13 protein-coding genes are annotated in these 17,322 nt (G+C 48.2%); 12 read left to right on the forward strand and 1 reads right to left on the reverse strand.

Translation table 11 applies throughout. The annotated features are described in order from the left end of the window. The first annotated feature begins 71 nt into the window (after positions 1 to 71). Positions 72 to 740 carry an alpha/beta hydrolase gene (locus AC2CG4_RS00490; protein ID WP_484484387.1) on the forward strand — a complete coding sequence of 223 codons (669 nt, stop codon included), beginning with the start codon at positions 72 to 74 and terminating at the stop codon, positions 738 to 740. On the opposite strand, the gene AC2CG4_RS00495 is transcribed toward AC2CG4_RS00490, so the two are convergent. Beyond that, positions 741 to 1,826, reverse strand: coding sequence for a beta-N-acetylglucosaminidase domain-containing protein (locus AC2CG4_RS00495; RefSeq protein WP_484484388.1), 1,086 nt, complete (start codon positions 1,824 to 1,826; stop codon positions 741 to 743). 429 nt (positions 1,827 to 2,255) lie between these two features. On the opposite strand from AC2CG4_RS00495, the gene pgi reads away from it, so the two are divergent. The 11 genes from pgi (at position 2,256) to alaS (ending at position 17,184) form a co-directional block, all read left to right on the forward strand. Then, positions 2,256 to 3,923, forward strand: a complete 1,668-nt coding sequence (gene pgi / locus AC2CG4_RS00500) for a glucose-6-phosphate isomerase (protein ID WP_484484389.1) — start codon at positions 2,256 to 2,258, stop codon at positions 3,921 to 3,923. Between the two features lie 120 nt (positions 3,924 to 4,043). Beyond that, positions 4,044 to 5,870, forward strand: coding sequence for a phosphogluconate dehydratase (gene edd / locus AC2CG4_RS00505; protein ID WP_484484390.1), 1,827 nt, complete (start codon positions 4,044 to 4,046; stop codon positions 5,868 to 5,870). A 97-nt stretch (positions 5,871 to 5,967) separates the two neighbouring features. Then, positions 5,968 to 7,455 carry a glucose-6-phosphate dehydrogenase gene (gene zwf, locus AC2CG4_RS00510; RefSeq protein ID WP_062060695.1) on the forward strand — a complete coding sequence of 496 codons (1,488 nt, stop codon included), beginning with the start codon at positions 5,968 to 5,970 and terminating at the stop codon, positions 7,453 to 7,455. Then, on the forward strand, positions 7,449 to 8,159 hold the full coding sequence (pgl, locus tag AC2CG4_RS00515) for a 6-phosphogluconolactonase (protein WP_484484391.1): 711 nt from the start codon (positions 7,449 to 7,451) through the stop codon (positions 8,157 to 8,159). Before zwf ends, pgl begins: the two co-directional genes overlap by 7 nt. A gap of 69 nt (positions 8,160 to 8,228) precedes the next feature. Beyond that, entirely contained in the window at positions 8,229 to 8,864 is a 636-nt protein-coding gene (eda, locus tag AC2CG4_RS00520) for a bifunctional 4-hydroxy-2-oxoglutarate aldolase/2-dehydro-3-deoxy-phosphogluconate aldolase (protein ID WP_007642915.1), read from the forward strand. Positions 8,865 to 8,968: 104 nt separating this feature from the next. Continuing rightward, positions 8,969 to 9,973 carry a type I glyceraldehyde-3-phosphate dehydrogenase gene (gap, locus tag AC2CG4_RS00525; RefSeq protein WP_484484392.1) on the forward strand — a complete coding sequence of 335 codons (1,005 nt, stop codon included), beginning with the start codon at positions 8,969 to 8,971 and terminating at the stop codon, positions 9,971 to 9,973. 12 nt (positions 9,974 to 9,985) lie between these two features. After that, complete coding sequence (gene pyk, locus AC2CG4_RS00530) at positions 9,986 to 11,431, forward strand: pyruvate kinase (RefSeq protein ID WP_484484393.1); 1,446 nt, start codon at positions 9,986 to 9,988, stop codon at positions 11,429 to 11,431. Positions 11,432 to 11,512: 81 nt separating this feature from the next. Beyond that, positions 11,513 to 12,325 (forward strand): M23 family metallopeptidase, encoded by an 813-nt coding sequence (locus AC2CG4_RS00535; RefSeq protein WP_484484394.1) that lies wholly within the window; start codon positions 11,513 to 11,515, stop codon positions 12,323 to 12,325. A 54-nt stretch (positions 12,326 to 12,379) separates the two neighbouring features. Continuing rightward, positions 12,380 to 14,212 (forward strand): C13 family peptidase, encoded by a 1,833-nt coding sequence (locus tag AC2CG4_RS00540; protein WP_484484395.1) that lies wholly within the window; start codon positions 12,380 to 12,382, stop codon positions 14,210 to 14,212. Positions 14,213 to 14,303: 91 nt separating this feature from the next. Then, the gene (locus tag AC2CG4_RS00545; protein ID WP_484484396.1) at positions 14,304 to 14,498 is read left to right on the forward strand and encodes a Trm112 family protein; all 195 of its coding nucleotides are present in this window, start codon (positions 14,304 to 14,306) and stop codon (positions 14,496 to 14,498) included. A gap of 61 nt (positions 14,499 to 14,559) precedes the next feature. After that, the gene (gene alaS / locus AC2CG4_RS00550; protein WP_484484397.1) at positions 14,560 to 17,184 is read left to right on the forward strand and encodes an alanine--tRNA ligase; all 2,625 of its coding nucleotides are present in this window, start codon (positions 14,560 to 14,562) and stop codon (positions 17,182 to 17,184) included. Positions 17,185 to 17,322: the final 138 nt, after the last annotated feature.

The following is a 17,322-nucleotide window of genomic DNA, read 5'->3' on the forward strand; positions in this document are numbered from 1 at the left end:
TCAGCAATATTACCGGCCAGTAATTTTTTTGAGTAAAAATTAAACAATATTTCAGTGAAAAGAGAGTGGTTATGGAGTATTTACCTTGTGTTGAAGTTCTAAGCCAACCCCATCTTCCAGTGGTCGCCAGTGTTATTTGGCTCCATGGTTTGGGCGCGGATGGAAATGATTTTGCTCCATTGGTGCCCGAGTTGCGCTTGCCCAAGGATTTGTCGGTGCGTTTTATTTTCCCCCATGCGCCACAAATGCCGGTAACGATTAATGCGGGTTATGTGATGCCTGCCTGGTACGATATTTTAGAAATGAATCTGGAGCGCAAAGTTGATGAGACGCAACTGATTGCCAGCGCTGAAGCGGTTCAGTCTTTAATTGAGCGCGAAATTTCGCGCGGTGTAGCGAGTGAAAATATTATTCTGGTAGGTTTTTCTCAGGGCGGTGCAGTGGCTTACCACGCTGGGCTGACCTATGCAAAACCGCTGGCGGGGCTGTTAATTTTGTCGAGTTATTTTGCCACTCACGCCAGTGCCAGTATTGACCCTGCCAACCAGCACACGCCGATCTTAATTCAGCATGGCAGCCGCGATCCGGTTGTGAATGAAACGCTGGGTCAGCGGGCATATCGCCTGTTACAAGATCGCGGTTGCAATGTGGCTTATGAATCCTACCCTATGGAGCATACGGTTTGCATGGAACAAGTTGCCTCTATGTCAAAATGGATTCAATCGCTGTTACTGAAATAGTTATTCAGTCAAACAAGCTGGGTCAAATTGGTATTCATCATTGAGCCAGGCAAGTATTTCTTGTGCGTATGGGCTGTTATGAAATTGTCGATAAGTCACGCGCAGATTTTGTCGTTCTTCTTGCGTAAGTTTTTTTAATCCCCGATCTTGTAATTGATGTATATCCCGTTGTAATTGCTCTGCCAGTTCCGCACCGCAAAGGTTGTTACAAATTTGAGTAAACGCGCTACTGGTGGAGTAGTGTGTTTGCTCGCGATAAGCTAGCGGCAAGCTGGCCAAGGGGATTTGTGATAACCAGGGTTGATTCATCGGGTTGACTGCATGCCCGGCAACTTTGTCGGCAAGCTGGCTGTGGCTCTGATCAAATGCGCGCAGCTGCAGTAGATTGGATTTTACTGCGCCGTCGTTAACAGGGTAGTTATCCCACAGAAATGGCTTGCGGCCGATTAGCTCAGTTACTTGCGCCAGGTGTTCGGCGGAGTATTGTGCCGAGCAAACTTTTTCACCAGTCCAAAATATATCGATACTTTTATCCAATTGTTGCGCAAAAGTTTGCCAGTAATTCTCTGGCATAGTGCCGAACACCTTTTCTAATACTGGATCAAAACTGTAATAGGTTGGGCAAAAAATAATTTTTTTTGCATTGCTGATCGCTGCTGCTTGATGGGCGATATCCGTTTGAATCTGCGCGAGTTGTGGAATATCACCGCGCATGTCATCAAATAAAATACACAGTATGTCTGGCGCTAACTGGTTGATCTGTTCAATGCGTTGATTGAGCTGTGCGCGTTGATCGCGTGAGTCGCTCAGATAAATTTCATGGGGGCTAAGGCCAATGCCAAAGTCCACATTCGCGCTGCGATAAAACTGACGTAAGTTAATCAACTCTTCTTTTGTTTTCGCAGACCAATCTTGCTGCCAATCCATGCGTAAATTTTTGTCGCTTTTTGGTGCATAGATGTAAAAATTGTACTTATTTAGCGCAAGAAATTGCGCGTAATTTTTTCGATCTTCCCAGCTCCAGCTGCGGCCAAAAAAACCTTCGATAACTCCAAGAAAGGGAACACTGTTTTTATTTATTTGCATGCAAGGGGCCTAAGGGCTGTACGGTTAATAGTTGCTGCGGGATTTTTAGTGGTTAAGGGGATTTTCACATCATTTCAATATATTTATCGCTTTAGTAAACACTGCGCTTTAATTGACACTCAAAACCCATCTGCCTATCATAGCGGCCTTTTTAAACAGCGCAATTCTCGCAGCAATTATGCTGTTTTTGTGTTGTTGTCACGCAATGACTGCTGCTTTTATTGAGATGAATGTTCGGCGCATTCGTAACTTGCCAGTTTGGTTTGCGCTGAAACGCTTAATTCTAGGATGGTAAGCATATAACTTTGAAACTGGTAGGAAGGTTATCCTTCACTACTTGTCGGAGTCGGGTCGGACTCAAACCAACAGAATAGAAATCAACCACTTGTTTAGGTATATCGCCTAGGCATTTTTGTTTGTGGAGTAGAAATGACTAACCCTGATGTGCGTCCTACCGATTTGCCCTCGTGGAAAACCCTTGCTGCCCACGCAGCTCAAATGAAGTCCCAGCACCTGAAAGACTTGTTTGCCGCTGACGATAACCGTTTTGATAAGTTCTCCCTGCAATTATCCACTCTACTGTTCGATTACTCCAAAAATTTAATAACCGATGAAACCAAAGCCGCATTGCTCGCGTTGGCGAAGGAGTCGAATGTTGAGAGTTGGCGCGGCAAAATGTTTGCTGCTGAGCACATCAATGCCACAGAAGATCGCGCTGTTATGCATGTTGCCCTGCGCGATAAATCCTCCAATCCTATTGTGATTGACGCGGCTGATGCCCGTCCGGCGATTAATGCCGAGCTAGAGCGTATGCGCAAACTGAGCGAAAAACTGCGTTCAGGCGAGTGGATCGGTTTCACCGGCAAAACCATTACTGACATTGTTAGTATCGGTATTGGCGGTTCCAATTTAGGCCCGTTGATGGTCTGTGAAGCGCTCAAGGATTACAGCGATAAACGCTTCACCATGCATTTTGTTTCCAATATTGACGGGGTGCAGATTGCTGAAGTACTCGCTGGCTTGAATCCTGAAACCACCTTATTTGTTATCTCATCCAAAACCTTCACCACCCAAGAAACCATGACTAATGCGCGCACCGCAGAGCAGTGGTTTATGGCGGCGGCAGGTGATAAGGCGGCAATTGCCAAGCACTTTGTTGCGGTATCGACGAATCGCAAGTTGGTTACTGCCTTTGGCATAGCAGAAGAAAATATTTTTGATATGTGGGATTGGGTCGGTGGCCGCTTCTCGCTCTGGTCGGCCATCGGTTTGCCGATTGTGTTGTCGCTTGGGTACGAGCTGTTTGATGAGTTGCTGCAAGGCGCTTATGAAATGGATCAGCATTTCCAAACCGCACCGCTGGCGGAAAATGCGCCGGTAATGTTGGCCTTGGTGGGTATCTGGAATCGCAACTTCCTTGGTTATCCGGCACAGGCGCTGCTTCCTTACGATCAATGCCTGCATCGCTTCCCTGCTTATATGCAGCAAGCGGAGATGGAAAGTAACGGCAAATCGGTGAACTGGGCGGGCGAACAGATCAGCTACGGCAGCGTGCCCTTGGTGTGGGGCGAGGTGGGGATCAATGGCCAACATGCGTTCTATCAAATGCTGCATCAGGGTACGGATATTATCCCGGCTGATTTTATTGGTTCGATCGCACCTACAGTGGCGGTAGAAGGGCATCACGATGCGTTGATGGCGAACTTCTTTGCCCAGACTCAAGCGCTGATGCTGGGTATTGATGCGGATCAGGTGCGTCGTGAATTAAGTGCCAAAGGCATGAGTCCTGCACGCATCGAAGAGATTGTGGAACACAAGGTGCATCGCGGTAATCGCCCCACCAATACATTCTTACTGAACAAGGTCGATGCGCGCTCACTCGGCGCCTTAATCGCGCTTTATGAGCACAAAATTTTTGTTCAAGGTATCATTTGGCGCATTCATTCATTCGATCAATGGGGTGTAGAGCTGGGCAAAGTGTTGGCCGCCGGTATTCAGCCTGAGCTGGATCTGGCCAAAGAGACCAATTCCAAGCACGATGCATCCACGCGCAATTTGATCGATTTCTACAAACGCGCCAAAGCGCAAAGTAATTAAGAGTAAGTAATCAGCTAGCTGAGAGACAGAAAAACCAAAGCGCCGGGCAACGTACCCGGCGCAATTGTGCGCAAACCCAAGGTTTGCGATAGATACAGCCCCACGAGCAATGGTATTCCCATGACTGATGTATTGAACACAGATCCACGACTTATTGAAATTACCGAGCGAATTATTAGCCGCAGCCGCGACTCTCGCGCTGCCTACCTCGCACGGGTGAATAAATTCCGCCGCAAAGGGCCTGCGCGTCATAATCTGGGTTGTGCCAACCTTGCCCATGGGTTTGCCGCCTGCAATACCGCCGATAAAGAAGCGTTGGCCGAAGGTCAGGCAGCTAATATCGGAGTAGTCAATTCCTATAATGAAATGCTTTCGGCGCACGTGCCATACGGTGAGTATCTTGAGCCGATTAAAGCAGCGGCCAAAGAAATGGGCATGACCGCGCAAATGGCGGGTGGTGTTCCGGCGATGTGTGATGGCGTAACTCAGGGTTTCCCTGGCATGGAGCTATCGCTGTTTAGTCGCGATGTGATCGCAATGAGTACCGCGATTGCTCTCTCCCACGATATGTTTGACAGTGCTATCTGCCTTGGCGTGTGCGATAAAATCGTTCCAGGTTTGATGATTGGTGCGCTGTCGTTTGGCCAGTTGCCCATTATTTTTATCCCCGCAGGTCCCATGACTCCCGGGTTACCTAATGCGGAAAAAGCCAAGGCGCGCCAATTGTTTGCCGAGGGCAAAGTGGGCCGTAAAGAGCTGTTAGCGGCTGAGAGTGCCTCGTACCACAGTGCGGGCACCTGTACCTTTTACGGTACGGCTAACACCAATCAAATGTTGATGGAAATCATGGGCATACATCTGCCCGGCAGTACCTTTATCAACCCTTATACGCCCATGCGTGAAGCGCTTACACGCGCCTCGGTGCACCAGTTGGCACGTATTACCCGCGATGATCCTGTCACTCTTGCCGATATAGTCACCGAAAAATCTATTGTGAATGGCATAGTGGGTTTGATGGCAACGGGTGGGTCAACTAATCATGCTATGCATATAGTTGCTATCGCTCGCGCTGCAGGCGTATTGATTAACTGGCAGGATTTGTCTGACATTTCAGATATAATTCCGCTCATGTGCCGAATCTATCCGAATGGTTTGGCCGATGTAAATCGCTTCCAAGCGGTAGGCGGTATGGGCTTCCTGATGCGCGAGCTGCGCAACGCCGGTCTGTTGCATGACGATGTTAAAACGGTCATGGGTGGCGCAGGTTTGTCTGCTTATACCAAAGAACCATTCTTGGAGAACGGTGAAATAATTTGGCGTGACTGCGTGCAGGAAAGCCTTGATGATGCGGTGTTGCGTCCAGTTGCCAAACCTTTCGCCCCAGAGGGTGGCATGCGTTTGCTCAAGGGCAATATTGGTCGCTCGGTAATCAAGATCTCAGCCGTTAAGCCGGATCATCGCAAAGTGGTTGCCCCTGCAGTTGTGTTTCACAGCCAGGAAGAGTTGCAATCAGCGTTCAAACGCGGTGATTTAGAGAAAGATTTTATTGCAGTTGTGCGTTTTCAGGGGCCAAAAGCCTGCGGTATGCCGGAGCTGCACAAGCTCACTCCACCCTTGGGTGTATTGCAGGATCGTGGTTTTAAGGTCGCGCTCCTGACGGATGGTCGGATGTCGGGCGCCTCTGGTAAGATTCCGGCAGCGATTCATATGACACCTGAAGCCTTGGATAACGGCCCTATTGGCCTGATTCGCGATGGCGATATGATTGAGTTGGATGCTGAATCCGGCACCTTACAACTGCTGGTCAGTGAGGATGAGTTAAGTGCTCGCCAACCTGCTCAATGTGATTTATCAGCCGTTCACTTTGGCATGGGACGCGAATTATTTGCCCCCTTGCGTGCCACAGTGGGCTTGGCTGAAGAAGGAGCTACAGTATTTAACTGGTAATAACCCGTTAAATCCCGGACCCCGGACCCATGTTCGGGGTCTTCGTTTTTAAAAAAGTAAATCCACTTTTCAAGATTCACAAACAGGATTACCCCTCATGCTTGAAGCATTTGATTTTGTCATCTTTGGCGGCGCTGGCGATTTGGCTTTGCGCAAGTTGATCCCAGGTCTTTATCGCGCCCATCGTGAAGGCTCGTTGGCTGCAGGTTGTCGCATTATTCCCACTTGTCGCAATCTTCAAATGGTTGCTGAATATAAAGACAAAGTGCGTGATGCAGCGGAAAAACACCTCAATGCAGATGAGTTTGATGCTGCAGCTTGGGAGGAGTTTGCCAAGTGTTTGGTTCCGGTATTTGTTGATATCGCCACTAAAGATGAGCACTGGGATGCTCTGGCGCAATTGCTGAATTCGGGCGGCAATAGCCAGCGCGTTTTTTATCTCTCAACACCGCCCTCTGTATTCAGTATTTGCTGTAAGCATTTGCATGAAATGGGGCTGATTACCGATAAGGCGCGTGTAGTGGTAGAAAAGCCGCTCGGATACGATGCCAAGACTGCCGAAGAAATTAATAGTCAAATCGCTGAATATTTCCGCGAAGAAGCCATCTTCCGTATCGATCATTATCTCGGTAAAGAAACCGTACAAAACTTGTTGGCTCTGCGTTTTGCCAATGGCATGTTTGAGCATTTGTGGGACGCTAAATCCATCGACCATGTACAAATCAGTATTTCTGAAACGGTTGGTCTTGAAGGCCGCGCTGGTTTCTATGATGGTGCTGGTGCACTGCGCGATATGGTGCAAAACCATATTTTGCAATTGCTTTGTCTGGTGGCGATGGAGTCACCCAATAAAATGACTGCTGATCGTATTCGTGCCGAAAAATTAAAAGTATTGGAGAGCTTGCGTCCATTACAAGGCAATACGGTTAAGTACAATACTGTGCGTGGTCAATATGTCGCAGGTGAAATGGACGGTAAAGCGGTTCCAGGTTATCTCGATGAGTTAGGTCAAGCCAGTAATACTGAAACATTTGTGGCTATTCGTGCCTATATCGATAGCTCTCGCTGGGCCAACGTGCCGTTTTATCTGCGCACCGGTAAGCGCATGAAGCAGCGTTTTGCTGAAATCGTAATTCAATACAAAGATGTTGCGCATCGTGTCTATCCCGAATCAGCAGGAATTGCTACGCCCAATCGTTTGATTATTCGCTTGCAACCGGAAGAGAGCATTAAAATCATCATGGTCTCCAAAGACTTGGAGAAGCATGAGACTCACTTGCGTCCGGTGGTATTAAATCTGAACTTTGCCGACACCTACAAAGACTTCTACTCAGATGCCTACAAGCGTTTGATGCTGGATGCCGCTGCCGGTGATGCCAGCTTGTTTATCCATCGTGCCGAAGTTGACGCGGCTTGGGCTTGGATTGACCCGATTATCGAAGCTTGGCAGCGCCCGGAAAACAAACCGCACGGCTATATGGCCGGTAGTTGGGGGCCGCAAGCATCCGCACAATTGATGGCAAGTGATCGCCGTCGTTGGTTCTCTATCGATGAAGTTTTGTCTGGAGCAGATCAAGAATGGTAAGCGAGCGTTTGTTTGAAAGTCGTGCGGAGATGATTGCCGCGCTGCAGGCAGAGTGTGAATCCGCTTTGCGAGAAGCAATTGAGGATCGCGGTGAGGCAACTTTTATGGTGTCTGGCGGCAGTACGCCAGAGCCACTGTACAAAGCACTGAGCGATGCGGATATTAATTGGGAATCTGTCTACGTCGCACTTGTTGACGAGCGCTGGGTTGAGTTTGAGCACGACAAAAGCAATGAAGCTTTTACTGTGAAACACTTGATCCAAAATAAAGCGGCTGTTGCCAACTTGGTCGGCATGAAAAACTCTGCGGCAACGGCAAGCGAAGGGCTTGAAGATTGCGAAGCGGCTTATCAGCAACTGGCGCAACCTTTTGATATAACGATTTTGGGAATGGGCTCCGATGGCCACACGGCCTCTTTGTTTCCCCATGCCCAGGGTTTGGATGAGGCATTAAATCCCGATTCGTCACAATTGTGCGCAGCGATTACCGCTAACCAAAGTGAAGTGACAGGTGCAATTGTTGAGCGTATGACCTTGTCTTTGGCTGGCTTGCTGCGTTCTAAATCACTGGTGTTGTTAATTACTGGCGATGAGAAACTGGCCGTATTGCGCGCAGCGCAAGCTGGGTCAGATGTAAAAGAAATGCCTATACGTGCGGTATTACAGCAGCAAAAAGTGCCCGTTGTGATTTACTGGGCACCTTGATTTTTTACTGAATATTGAACTGATCTTCGATCAGTTTTTCAAATTTTTTTGAACAACGAGGGACATACAGTGGCTTTAACTATCGATCAAATTGTCAGAGTAGCGCCAGTCGTACCCGTTATGGTGGTAGAGCGTATTGAAGATGCTGTGCCTTTAGCCAGAGCGCTTTATAACGGTGGTTTAAAAGTATTGGAAATTACCTTGCGTACACCTTGTGCGCTCGATGCTATCAGCGCCATGGTAGAAGACTTGCCCGATGATGCAGTTATCGGTGCGGGTACCATTATCACCCCGGCAGATTTGGAAAAAGCCGTAAAGGCGGGTTCTACATTTTTGGTAAGCCCAGGCACTACTCCTGCATTAATTGAAGCCGCTAAAGCCTGCCCGGTTCCCTTACTTGCTGGCGTTGCTACGCCGACAGAAGCGATGAATCTCTATGTGCAGGGTTTTACTCACCAGAAATTCTTCCCGGCTGAAGCAGCGGGCGGCGTACCTATGTTGAAATCTATTGCTGGTCCATTGCCGCAAATTACTTTCTGCCCAACTGGCGGTATTGATTTGGCTAAGGCGCCCAGTTATTTGGCTTTACCCAATGTGCACTGTGTAGGTGGCACTTGGATGGCGCCGAAAGAGTTGATGAAAGCAGGGCGCTGGGATGAGATTGAGCGCTTGGCTCGCGAAGCAGCCAGCTTGCCGCGCGGTTAATCTGAGGGCGCCGCTTGCTGCGCGCTACAAATACAACAAACAGGGCGCAGTAAACAGCGCCTCTACAGCAAAAGAATCAGCGAATTTTTACTTAGGAGAATGTAATGATTAGAGTGGCAATTAACGGTTACGGTCGTATCGGTCGCAATGTACTGCGTGCTTTATATGAATCAGGCAAGCGCAGCGAAATTCAAATCGTTGGAATCAACGATCTCGGTGATGCACATCTGAATGCGCACCTCACTAAATACGATTCGGTTCACGGTGGATTCGGCGGCACTGTGAAATTTGAAGGCGACACTATGTTTGTTAATGGCGATGCGATTCGTATTACCGCTGAGCGCGACCCAGCCAAATTGCCTTGGGGCGAATTGAATGTTGATGTTGTGTACGAATGTACTGGTATTTTCACCAGCAAAGAAAAAGCCAGTGCTCACCTTGCTGCCGGCGCTAAAAAAGTCATCATTTCTGCTCCAGGTACTGATGTAGATGCAACCGTAGTGTTCGGTGTAAATGACAAGGTATTGAAAGCTACCGATACCATTATCTCCAATGCTTCTTGCACCACTAACTGCTTGGCGCCAGTGGCAAAAGTATTAAATGATACCTTCGGTATTGTGCAAGGTTCTATGACGACCATTCACTCTTACACCAATGATCAGGTGTTGTCTGATGTGTTTCATAAAGACATTTACCGCGCGCGTTCCGCCACCCAATCAATGATCCCAACTACCACTGGCGCTGCCAAAGCGGTAGGTTTGGTGTTGCCTGAATTGAAAGGCAAGATGGATGGTATTTCTGTGCGCGTGCCTACCATCAACGTTTCTTTGGTTGACTTGAACGTACTGGTAGAAAAAGACGTAAGTGTTGAAGCAGTAAATGCAGCGATGAAAAACGCGGCGGAAACTGAAATGCCAGGTGTATTGGCTTATGTAGACGAACCACTGGTGTCTATCGACTTTAACCACAACCCACACTCTTCCAACTACGATTCACTGCAAACCAAAGTGTACGGCAAGTGGGTAAAAGTGTTGGCTTGGTATGACAACGAGTGGGGTTTCTCCAATCGCATGTTGGACAACACAATTGCATTGATGAACGCTAAATAAGAGAGCCCCATCATGTTAAGACGTACAAAAATCGTCAGCACTTTGGGTCCAGCGTCTGAGTCGGCAGAGGTGTTGGAAAAATTAATTCTGGCGGGCGTGAATGTGGTTCGTTTGAACTTCTCGCACGGCTCACCGGAAGATCATAAGCGTCGCGCGGAAATGGTTCGTGAGCTGGCTGCTAAACACAATCGCTTTGTAGCGGTGTTGGGCGATCTGCAAGGACCAAAAATTCGTGTGGCACGTTTTGCCGAAGGCAAGATCCACCTTAAAGTTGGCGACAAGTTTATTTTGGATGCCGCCTTGGGGCGTGACGAAGGCAATCAACAACAAGTGGGAATCGACTACAAAGAATTGCCCAATGATTGTAAGCCTGGCGATGTGCTGTTGTTGGATGATGGCCGCGTAGTATTAACGGTTGATAAAATCGAAGGTACTCGTATTTACACCACTACTAAAGTGGCAGGCCCTTTGTCGAACAATAAGGGTATCAACCGTCAAGGTGGCGGGTTAACTGCGCCAGCGCTGACTGAAAAAGATATTGCTGACATCAAAACAGCTGCTGAAATCGATGTGGATTATCTTGCGGTTTCATTCCCACGCTCTGCAGACGATATGAATTTCGCGCGCAAGCTAATGGTGGCCGCTGGTGGCCGTGCCGGCTTGGTATCCAAGGTTGAGCGTGCAGAAGCGGTAGCCGATGATGAAACCCTGGACGGCATTATTATGGCGAGTGACGCTGTAATGGTGGCACGTGGTGACTTGGGTGTTGAGATTGGCGATGCGGCGCTTATCGGCGTACAAAAGCGAATCATTGCGCGTTCACGTGCGTTGAATAAAACGGTTATCACCGCAACGCAAATGATGGAGTCTATGATCAATAGCCCGCTGCCAACTCGTGCAGAAGTGTTTGACGTAGCTAACGCCGTGCTTGATGGTACCGATGCTGTAATGCTCTCGGCAGAAACCGCTGCAGGCAGTTTCCCGGTAGAGACAGTTGAAGCGATGGTGCGCATTATTCTCGGTGCGGAAAAACATCCTACTGCCAGTTTTGATAACTACCGTATGGATCAAGCGTTCAGCAGTATTGATGAGTCAATCGCATTGGCTTCTATGTTTACTGCCAACCACTTGGATGGTGTGAAAGCCATTATTTGTTTTACCGAATCGGGTAGTACACCTCGTTTGATGTCTCGCGTAGGTTCACAGTTGCCTATTTTTGCGTTCTCGCGTCATGTGAGTACCCAGCGCAAAGTAGCGTTGTATCGCGGCGTGCAACCCATCGCCTTTGATACTGACAGTGTTCCTTGCGCAGAAGACTTTGTGCGAGCTATCGAGATGTTGAAGGCACAGGGTACATTGGTTAATGGTGACCTTGTGATTGTCTCTAGTGGCGATACCACTCTGTTGGGTGGTACCAATACGATGAAGATCTTGCGTGTTGATGACAAAATTATCTAATTGAAGATAATGATAAAAAACGGCAGCTAGTCTGCCGTTTTTTTTGCCCAAAATTTATTTTTGTTATTGGAGTTTATTGCGATGCTACAAAAGACTGCTGCATTTGTTGTGTTTTTGTTCGCCAGTATGGCCGCTAGCGCGCTCGAACTAAAAGGAGACTGGCAGCAGGGGGGCGTCATTGTTGGCAAAGTGCCGCAGGGTACGCTCGTTGAGTATCGTGGTAAAAAGTTGCAGATATCGCCCGCGGGAGAGTTTGTTATTGGTCTGGGGCGCGACGCCGCGCGACATGCAAAAATTATTACAATCAGTAGCGACGGCTTGCGTCAAGAACATGAGTTTGCAGTGAAACAGCGCACGTACAATATTCAAAAAGTGACCGGTGTACCACAGCGGACGGTTGATCCAGATCCCGCACAAGTTGAGCGCGCCAAGCGCGAAGCGCAAATGGCGGCTGATGCGCGCAAAGGTGACTTGCCGCTGACTTTTTTTGCGCAAAAATTTACATGGCCGCTAATTGGCCCGATCACCGGTGTTTATGGCAGCCAACGTTTTTACAATGGCGTGCCTAACTCGCCCCATTACGGGGTCGATATCGCCAAGCCTGTGGGAACTCTGGTAAAAGCACCCGCTGGTGGTGTGGTGACCCTTGTGCATCCCGATATGTTTTTTTCCGGTGGAACCTTGATTATCGATCATGGGCACGGCCTCTCATCTACGTTTATTCATTTAAGTGAAGTGCTGGTAAAAAAAGGTGATGTAATCACCCAGGGCCAAGCGATCGCTAAAGTGGGCAAAACCGGTCGCGCTACCGGTCCTCATCTCGATTGGCGGATGAACTGGTTTGAAGAGCGGGTTGATCCACAATTGTTGGTTGAGCCAATGCCGGCAGAATAGATCTGTCTTCTGCGCTTGTTACCATTTTCTATTTGCGTTTTTAGCGGGTGAAGTATGAAACGTATTTTTTTGATTGCTTGTGCGTTTGTTGCGGGCGTCATTTTTACTCTGATTGCAGTGCAAGGCACGTTTCGTGATTTGCGTTTCGCTTTTTCACCTTCGTTAGATTTTGCAGATGGAGCAAAGTATGTAGGCGATCTGAATGCGCAAGGTCAGCTGGAAGGGCAGGGGCGGATGAGTTGGGCTAATGGCGATAGTTATGATGGAGAGTTTTTTGCCGGCTTGTTTCACGGCAAAGGAAAATTTGTATCCGGAAGTTCTGGCTCCTATAAAGGCGATTACGTGCGGGGTCATATGGAGGGGCGCGGTGTACTGACTTATCCTGATGGTAATCGCTATGAGGGTGAATTTGTCGCCAATCAATTTGAAGGCAAGGGCCGTTTAATTTATGCCACTGGCGATATTTACGAGGGTGACTTTGCCAAGGGTGAAATGAACGGTTCAGGCAAGTGGCATTATGCGGACCAATCAATTTACATTGGGCAAGTGGTTCATGGCGTGATTCAAGGTAAGGGTGAGTTGCAGCGCGCAACCGGTGAAAAATACACCGGTGATTTTGTCGCGGGAAAAATGCACGGCCAAGGCGTATTCGATGATGGGCGCGGTAATCGCTACAGCGGTGAATTTAATGCGGACAACTTTACCGGTTCGGGTACTTACATCAATGAAGATGGCTATGCATATGTTGGCGAATTTAAAGATTGGCGGCTCAATGGAAAGGGAATACAAACTGATGCTGAGGGTAATCATTGGGAAGGTGAATATCAGGACGGCCAATTAGAGGGTAAGGGGAGCTATATTGCAAAAAATGGCCAGCATTACACTGGTAAATTTAAATATGGAAAATACCATGGAGAGGGAAAATTAATTGCCAGCAATGGCGATATTTACCAAGGTGAATTTTCTTACGGTAACAAACACGGTAAGGGTTTATTAGTTTACAAAACACCTATCGATGATGTTGAACGCATTAACGGGCGTTGGGAATATGGTCGTTTGGCTGACGGTGGCGATAGTGTAAAAATTTTCACCCCCGAAGAAGTTGCAGATTATGCGCTGTATAAAGAGTCTCATGAGTTGCAGCTCGCACTCGACGCTCTGCAGCCATCCGATCCACAAAAAATAGAGTTGTACAGTTTGGTGGTAGCGGGTTATGGCACAGAAGAAGTATTTCGCCGCGAAAGTAAATTTATTGAAAACTTGTTTAGCGCCCAGTATGGCAATAGAGCAACAGCACTCTATTTGGCCAATAGTCAGCGTTCGTTAGGTGAGCGCCCACTGGCCACATTAACCAGTATTCGTGCGGCGATTAGGCGCATTGCGGAGCGCATGGATAAAGAACAGGATATCTTCTTTTTGTATATCACCAGCCATGGTTCCAAGGATAAAAAAATTTTGCTCAATCACAATGGTCTCGCACTCAACGATATAGAAGCAAAGTGGCTGGGGGATTTGTTAAAGGCAACCGGCATCAAGCATAAAGTGATAGTGTTGTCTGCCTGTTTTTCCGGCGGTTTTATCGATGACCTTAAAGATCCCTATAGCTTGATCATGACCTCCGCTGCGGCTGATAAAACATCATTTGGTTGTGCGGATGACAGTCTGTTTACCTATTTTGGTAAGGCTTATTTTCAGGATTCACTCAAGCCGGAGGTGGATTTTGAGCAGGCTTTTTTTGCGGCAAAAAAGTTAGTTTCTTCATGGGAAAAAGAGCAAAAAATTACCAAGTCTAATCCTCAAATTCATTCTAATACCTTGGTGATTAAGCAATTAAAACGCTGGCAAATGGAGCTTATTTCTCCGTTTTTCAGTAGTTTAGAACCCTAATTGCCGCTATAGCTCCGCAGCTCTAGAGACAGGGCTGCGAAAGGCAGTGTAAGATAGCCGCCCCCAGTTGGCCTAAGCGTGAACTAAGACCATGATAGATAAAAAATTACTCAGTATTTTGGTGTGCCCTGTTAGTAAGGGCGAGCTTGAGTATCGTGCTGAACAGCAGGAATTAGTGTGTTGGGATAGTGGTTTGGCCTATCCCATTCGCGACGGCATTCCAGTGATGCTCGAGCATGAGGCGCGCAAATTAAGCGCAGAAGAGATAGAGGAACATCGCGCCTAATCAGGCATTTTTTGATCGTATTAACCAGATCGCATTAATTTGAACATTTAGTGGATGCATTATGAAGAGCGCTGAAATTCGCAACGCCTTTTTGAAATACTTTGAAAGTAAGGGTCACACCATTGTTGCCAGTAGTTCGCTGGTTCCTGAGAATGACCCTACCTTGCTGTTTACCAACGCGGGGATGAATCAATTCAAGGATGTATTCCTTGGCGGCGATAAGCGCTCATACACTCGAGCCACCAGTTCCCAGCGCTGTGTGCGGGCCGGTGGAAAACATAACGATTTGGAAAATGTTGGCTACACCGCGCGCCACCATACTTTTTTTGAAATGTTGGGTAATTTCAGTTTTGGCGATTATTTCAAGCGTGATGCCATCGCCTATGCGTGGGAATTTTTAACCGTGAGATTAAGTATTCCCGCTGAAAAGTTGTGGGTAACGGTCTACGCATCGGACGACGAAGCTTACGACATCTGGAATAAAGAAGTGGGTGTGTCAGCCGAGCGCATTATCCGTATTGGCGATAACAAGGGGGCACCTTACGCATCCGATAACTTCTGGACCATGGGTGACACCGGCCCTTGCGGTCCTTGTACCGAAATTTTTTACGATCATGGCGCCGATATATGGGGCGGCCCTCCGGGTTCACCCGAAGAGGATGGTGATCGTTACATCGAGATTTGGAATAACGTATTTATGCAGTTTAATCGCACGGCTGACGGGGTTTTGCATCCCTTGCCTGCGCCTTCCGTGGATACAGGAATGGGGCTTGAGCGTATTTCTGCGGTCATGCAGCATGTTCACTCCAACTACGAAATTGATTTGTTTCAGCACTTGCTGGCTGCAGCAGCTGAGGCAACCGGCACTAGCGATATGGAGAATAAATCCCTACGGGTGATTGCCGACCATATCCGCTCCTGTTCATTTTTGATTAGCGATGGTGTTGTACCTTCTAATGAGGGGCGCGGCTATGTATTGCGCCGTATTATTCGCCGCGCGATTCGCCACGGTAATCAGCTCGGTCAAAAGCAACCCTTCTTCCATAAGTTGGTTAAGTCCTTGGCAGAAGTGATGGGCGAGGCCTATCCCGAACTCCATAAAAATCAAGCACAAATCGAGCGTGTGTTGTTGCAAGAAGAAGAGCAGTTTGAAAAAACGCTCGATAAGGGTATCGCTGTTCTCGAAGACGCCCTGGCTAGACTTTCCGGTACCGAAGTTCCCGGCAAAGTGATATTTACCCTTTACGATACCTATGGTTTCCCAGTTGACTTAACTGCCGATATCGCCCGTGAGCGCGGTTTGACCATTGATCAGGCAGGTTATGAAGCCGCTATGGCTGAACAGCGCGCCCGCGCCCGCGCCGCTGGCAGTTTCAAAGTCGATTACAACGCCGCCGGTCTCGATTTACCTGCTAGTGAATTCCTCGGCTACAGCTCTTTAGCGGAGCAGGGCAAAGTAGTTGCACTGATTAAGGATGGTAAAAAAATAGAGCGTTTAGTCGAAGGAGATGATGGTGCAGTAGTGCTTGATCGCACACCTTTCTACGCCGAATCTGGTGGTCAGGCAGGCGACTGCGGCTATCTTGAATTGGGTGCTAATCGCCTTGAAGTGCGTGACTGTCAAAAGCAAGGCGCATCTCATGTACATGTGGTGCGAGTGCTGCAAGGCGTTGTGTCTGTCGGCGATAGTGTAGCGGCTAAAGTAGATGCCAATGTGCGCCAAGCGACCGCGTTAAATCACTCTGCAACACATCTGCTGCATGCAGCCCTGCGTAAAGTTCTTGGCGAGCATGTAACGCAAAAAGGTTCATTGGTAGATTCTGAGCGTCTGCGTTTTGATTTTTCTCATTTTGAGGCAGTTTCAGCGGATCAGTTGAAGGCAATTGAACTGTTGGTTAATGATCAAATTCGCGCTAACTCGGCGGTTGCGACCGAGCTATGCGATATGGAAGCGGCTAAAACCAAAGGTGCAATGGCGCTATTTGGTGAAAAGTACGGCGATACTGTACGTGTGCTGACCATGGGGGATGGTTTCTCTGTGGAGTTATGCGGTGGTACCCACGTTAACCGCACTGGCGATATAGGTCTGTTCCGTATTACCTCTGAATCTGGTGTGGCGGCAGGTGTGCGCCGTATTGAGGCGATCACCGGAGCTGCAGCGCTGGCATTGTTTGATCAGGTTGAGGCATTAGTGGATACCGCTGGCCGCAGTCTCAAGGCTAATCGCGATTCATTAATTGAAAAGCTTGACGCATTGGTTGCCCAAAACCGCAAGTTGGAAAAAGACCTAGCTGCGCTCAAGACAAAATTGGCTACTGCGGGTAGTGATGATGTTCTTGCACAAGCAGTTGATATTCAAGGAATTAAGGTATTGGCCTTGAATCTTGAGGGTGCCGACGCCAAGTCTTTACGTGAGACTGCTGATCAGTTCAAAAATAAGCTTGGTTCAGCGGTCGTGTTACTGGCTACTGTTGAAGACGATAAGGTCGCACTGATTGCAGGTGTCACCCAAGATACAACAAGCAAAGTTAAGGCGGGTGACTTGATGGCCTATGTCGCCGGCCAGCTCGGCGGAAAAGGTGGCGGTCGTCCCGATATGGCACAGGGTGGTGGGACAAATACTGCAGGCCTTGATGCGGCATTAGCGTCGGTGGTGCCTTGGGTAAAAACCCAGCTTGCTCAATAGCTGTACAGAACGACGCAGGAAATGCGATTAATCCGCATTTAATCGTCCATTTGGGTTAACTTTTGTCTCAATCTGGTGTTTAATTGGCGCCTTTTTGTGATCTAGTTAGTAAGTATTAGCAATCGTCAATTGATAGAG

This window comes from Cellvibrio sp. ATLC23, assembly GCF_057196725.1.

Bases quoted from the DNA above. Each gene is read 5' to 3' on its own strand.
- AC2CG4_RS00495 (WP_484484388.1), bottom strand. From the start codon at position 1,826: ATGCAAATAAATAAAAACAGTGTTCCCTTTCTTGGAGTTATCGAAGGT.
- pgl (WP_484484391.1), top strand. From the start codon at position 7,449: ATGGTAAGCGAGCGTTTGTTTGAAAGTCGTGCGGAGATGATTGCCGCG.
- AC2CG4_RS00540 (WP_484484395.1), top strand. From the start codon at position 12,380: ATGAAACGTATTTTTTTGATTGCTTGTGCGTTTGTTGCGGGCGTCATT.
- gap (WP_484484392.1), top strand. From the start codon at position 8,969: ATGATTAGAGTGGCAATTAACGGTTACGGTCGTATCGGTCGCAATGTA.
- alaS (WP_484484397.1), top strand. From the start codon at position 14,560: ATGAAGAGCGCTGAAATTCGCAACGCCTTTTTGAAATACTTTGAAAGT.
- edd (WP_484484390.1), top strand. From the start codon at position 4,044: ATGACTGATGTATTGAACACAGATCCACGACTTATTGAAATTACCGAG.
- zwf (WP_062060695.1), top strand. From the start codon at position 5,968: ATGCTTGAAGCATTTGATTTTGTCATCTTTGGCGGCGCTGGCGATTTG.
- pgi (WP_484484389.1), top strand. From the start codon at position 2,256: ATGACTAACCCTGATGTGCGTCCTACCGATTTGCCCTCGTGGAAAACC.
- AC2CG4_RS00535 (WP_484484394.1), top strand. From the start codon at position 11,513: ATGCTACAAAAGACTGCTGCATTTGTTGTGTTTTTGTTCGCCAGTATG.
- pyk (WP_484484393.1), top strand. From the start codon at position 9,986: ATGTTAAGACGTACAAAAATCGTCAGCACTTTGGGTCCAGCGTCTGAG.
- AC2CG4_RS00545 (WP_484484396.1), top strand. From the start codon at position 14,304: ATGATAGATAAAAAATTACTCAGTATTTTGGTGTGCCCTGTTAGTAAG.
- AC2CG4_RS00490 (WP_484484387.1), top strand. From the start codon at position 72: ATGGAGTATTTACCTTGTGTTGAAGTTCTAAGCCAACCCCATCTTCCA.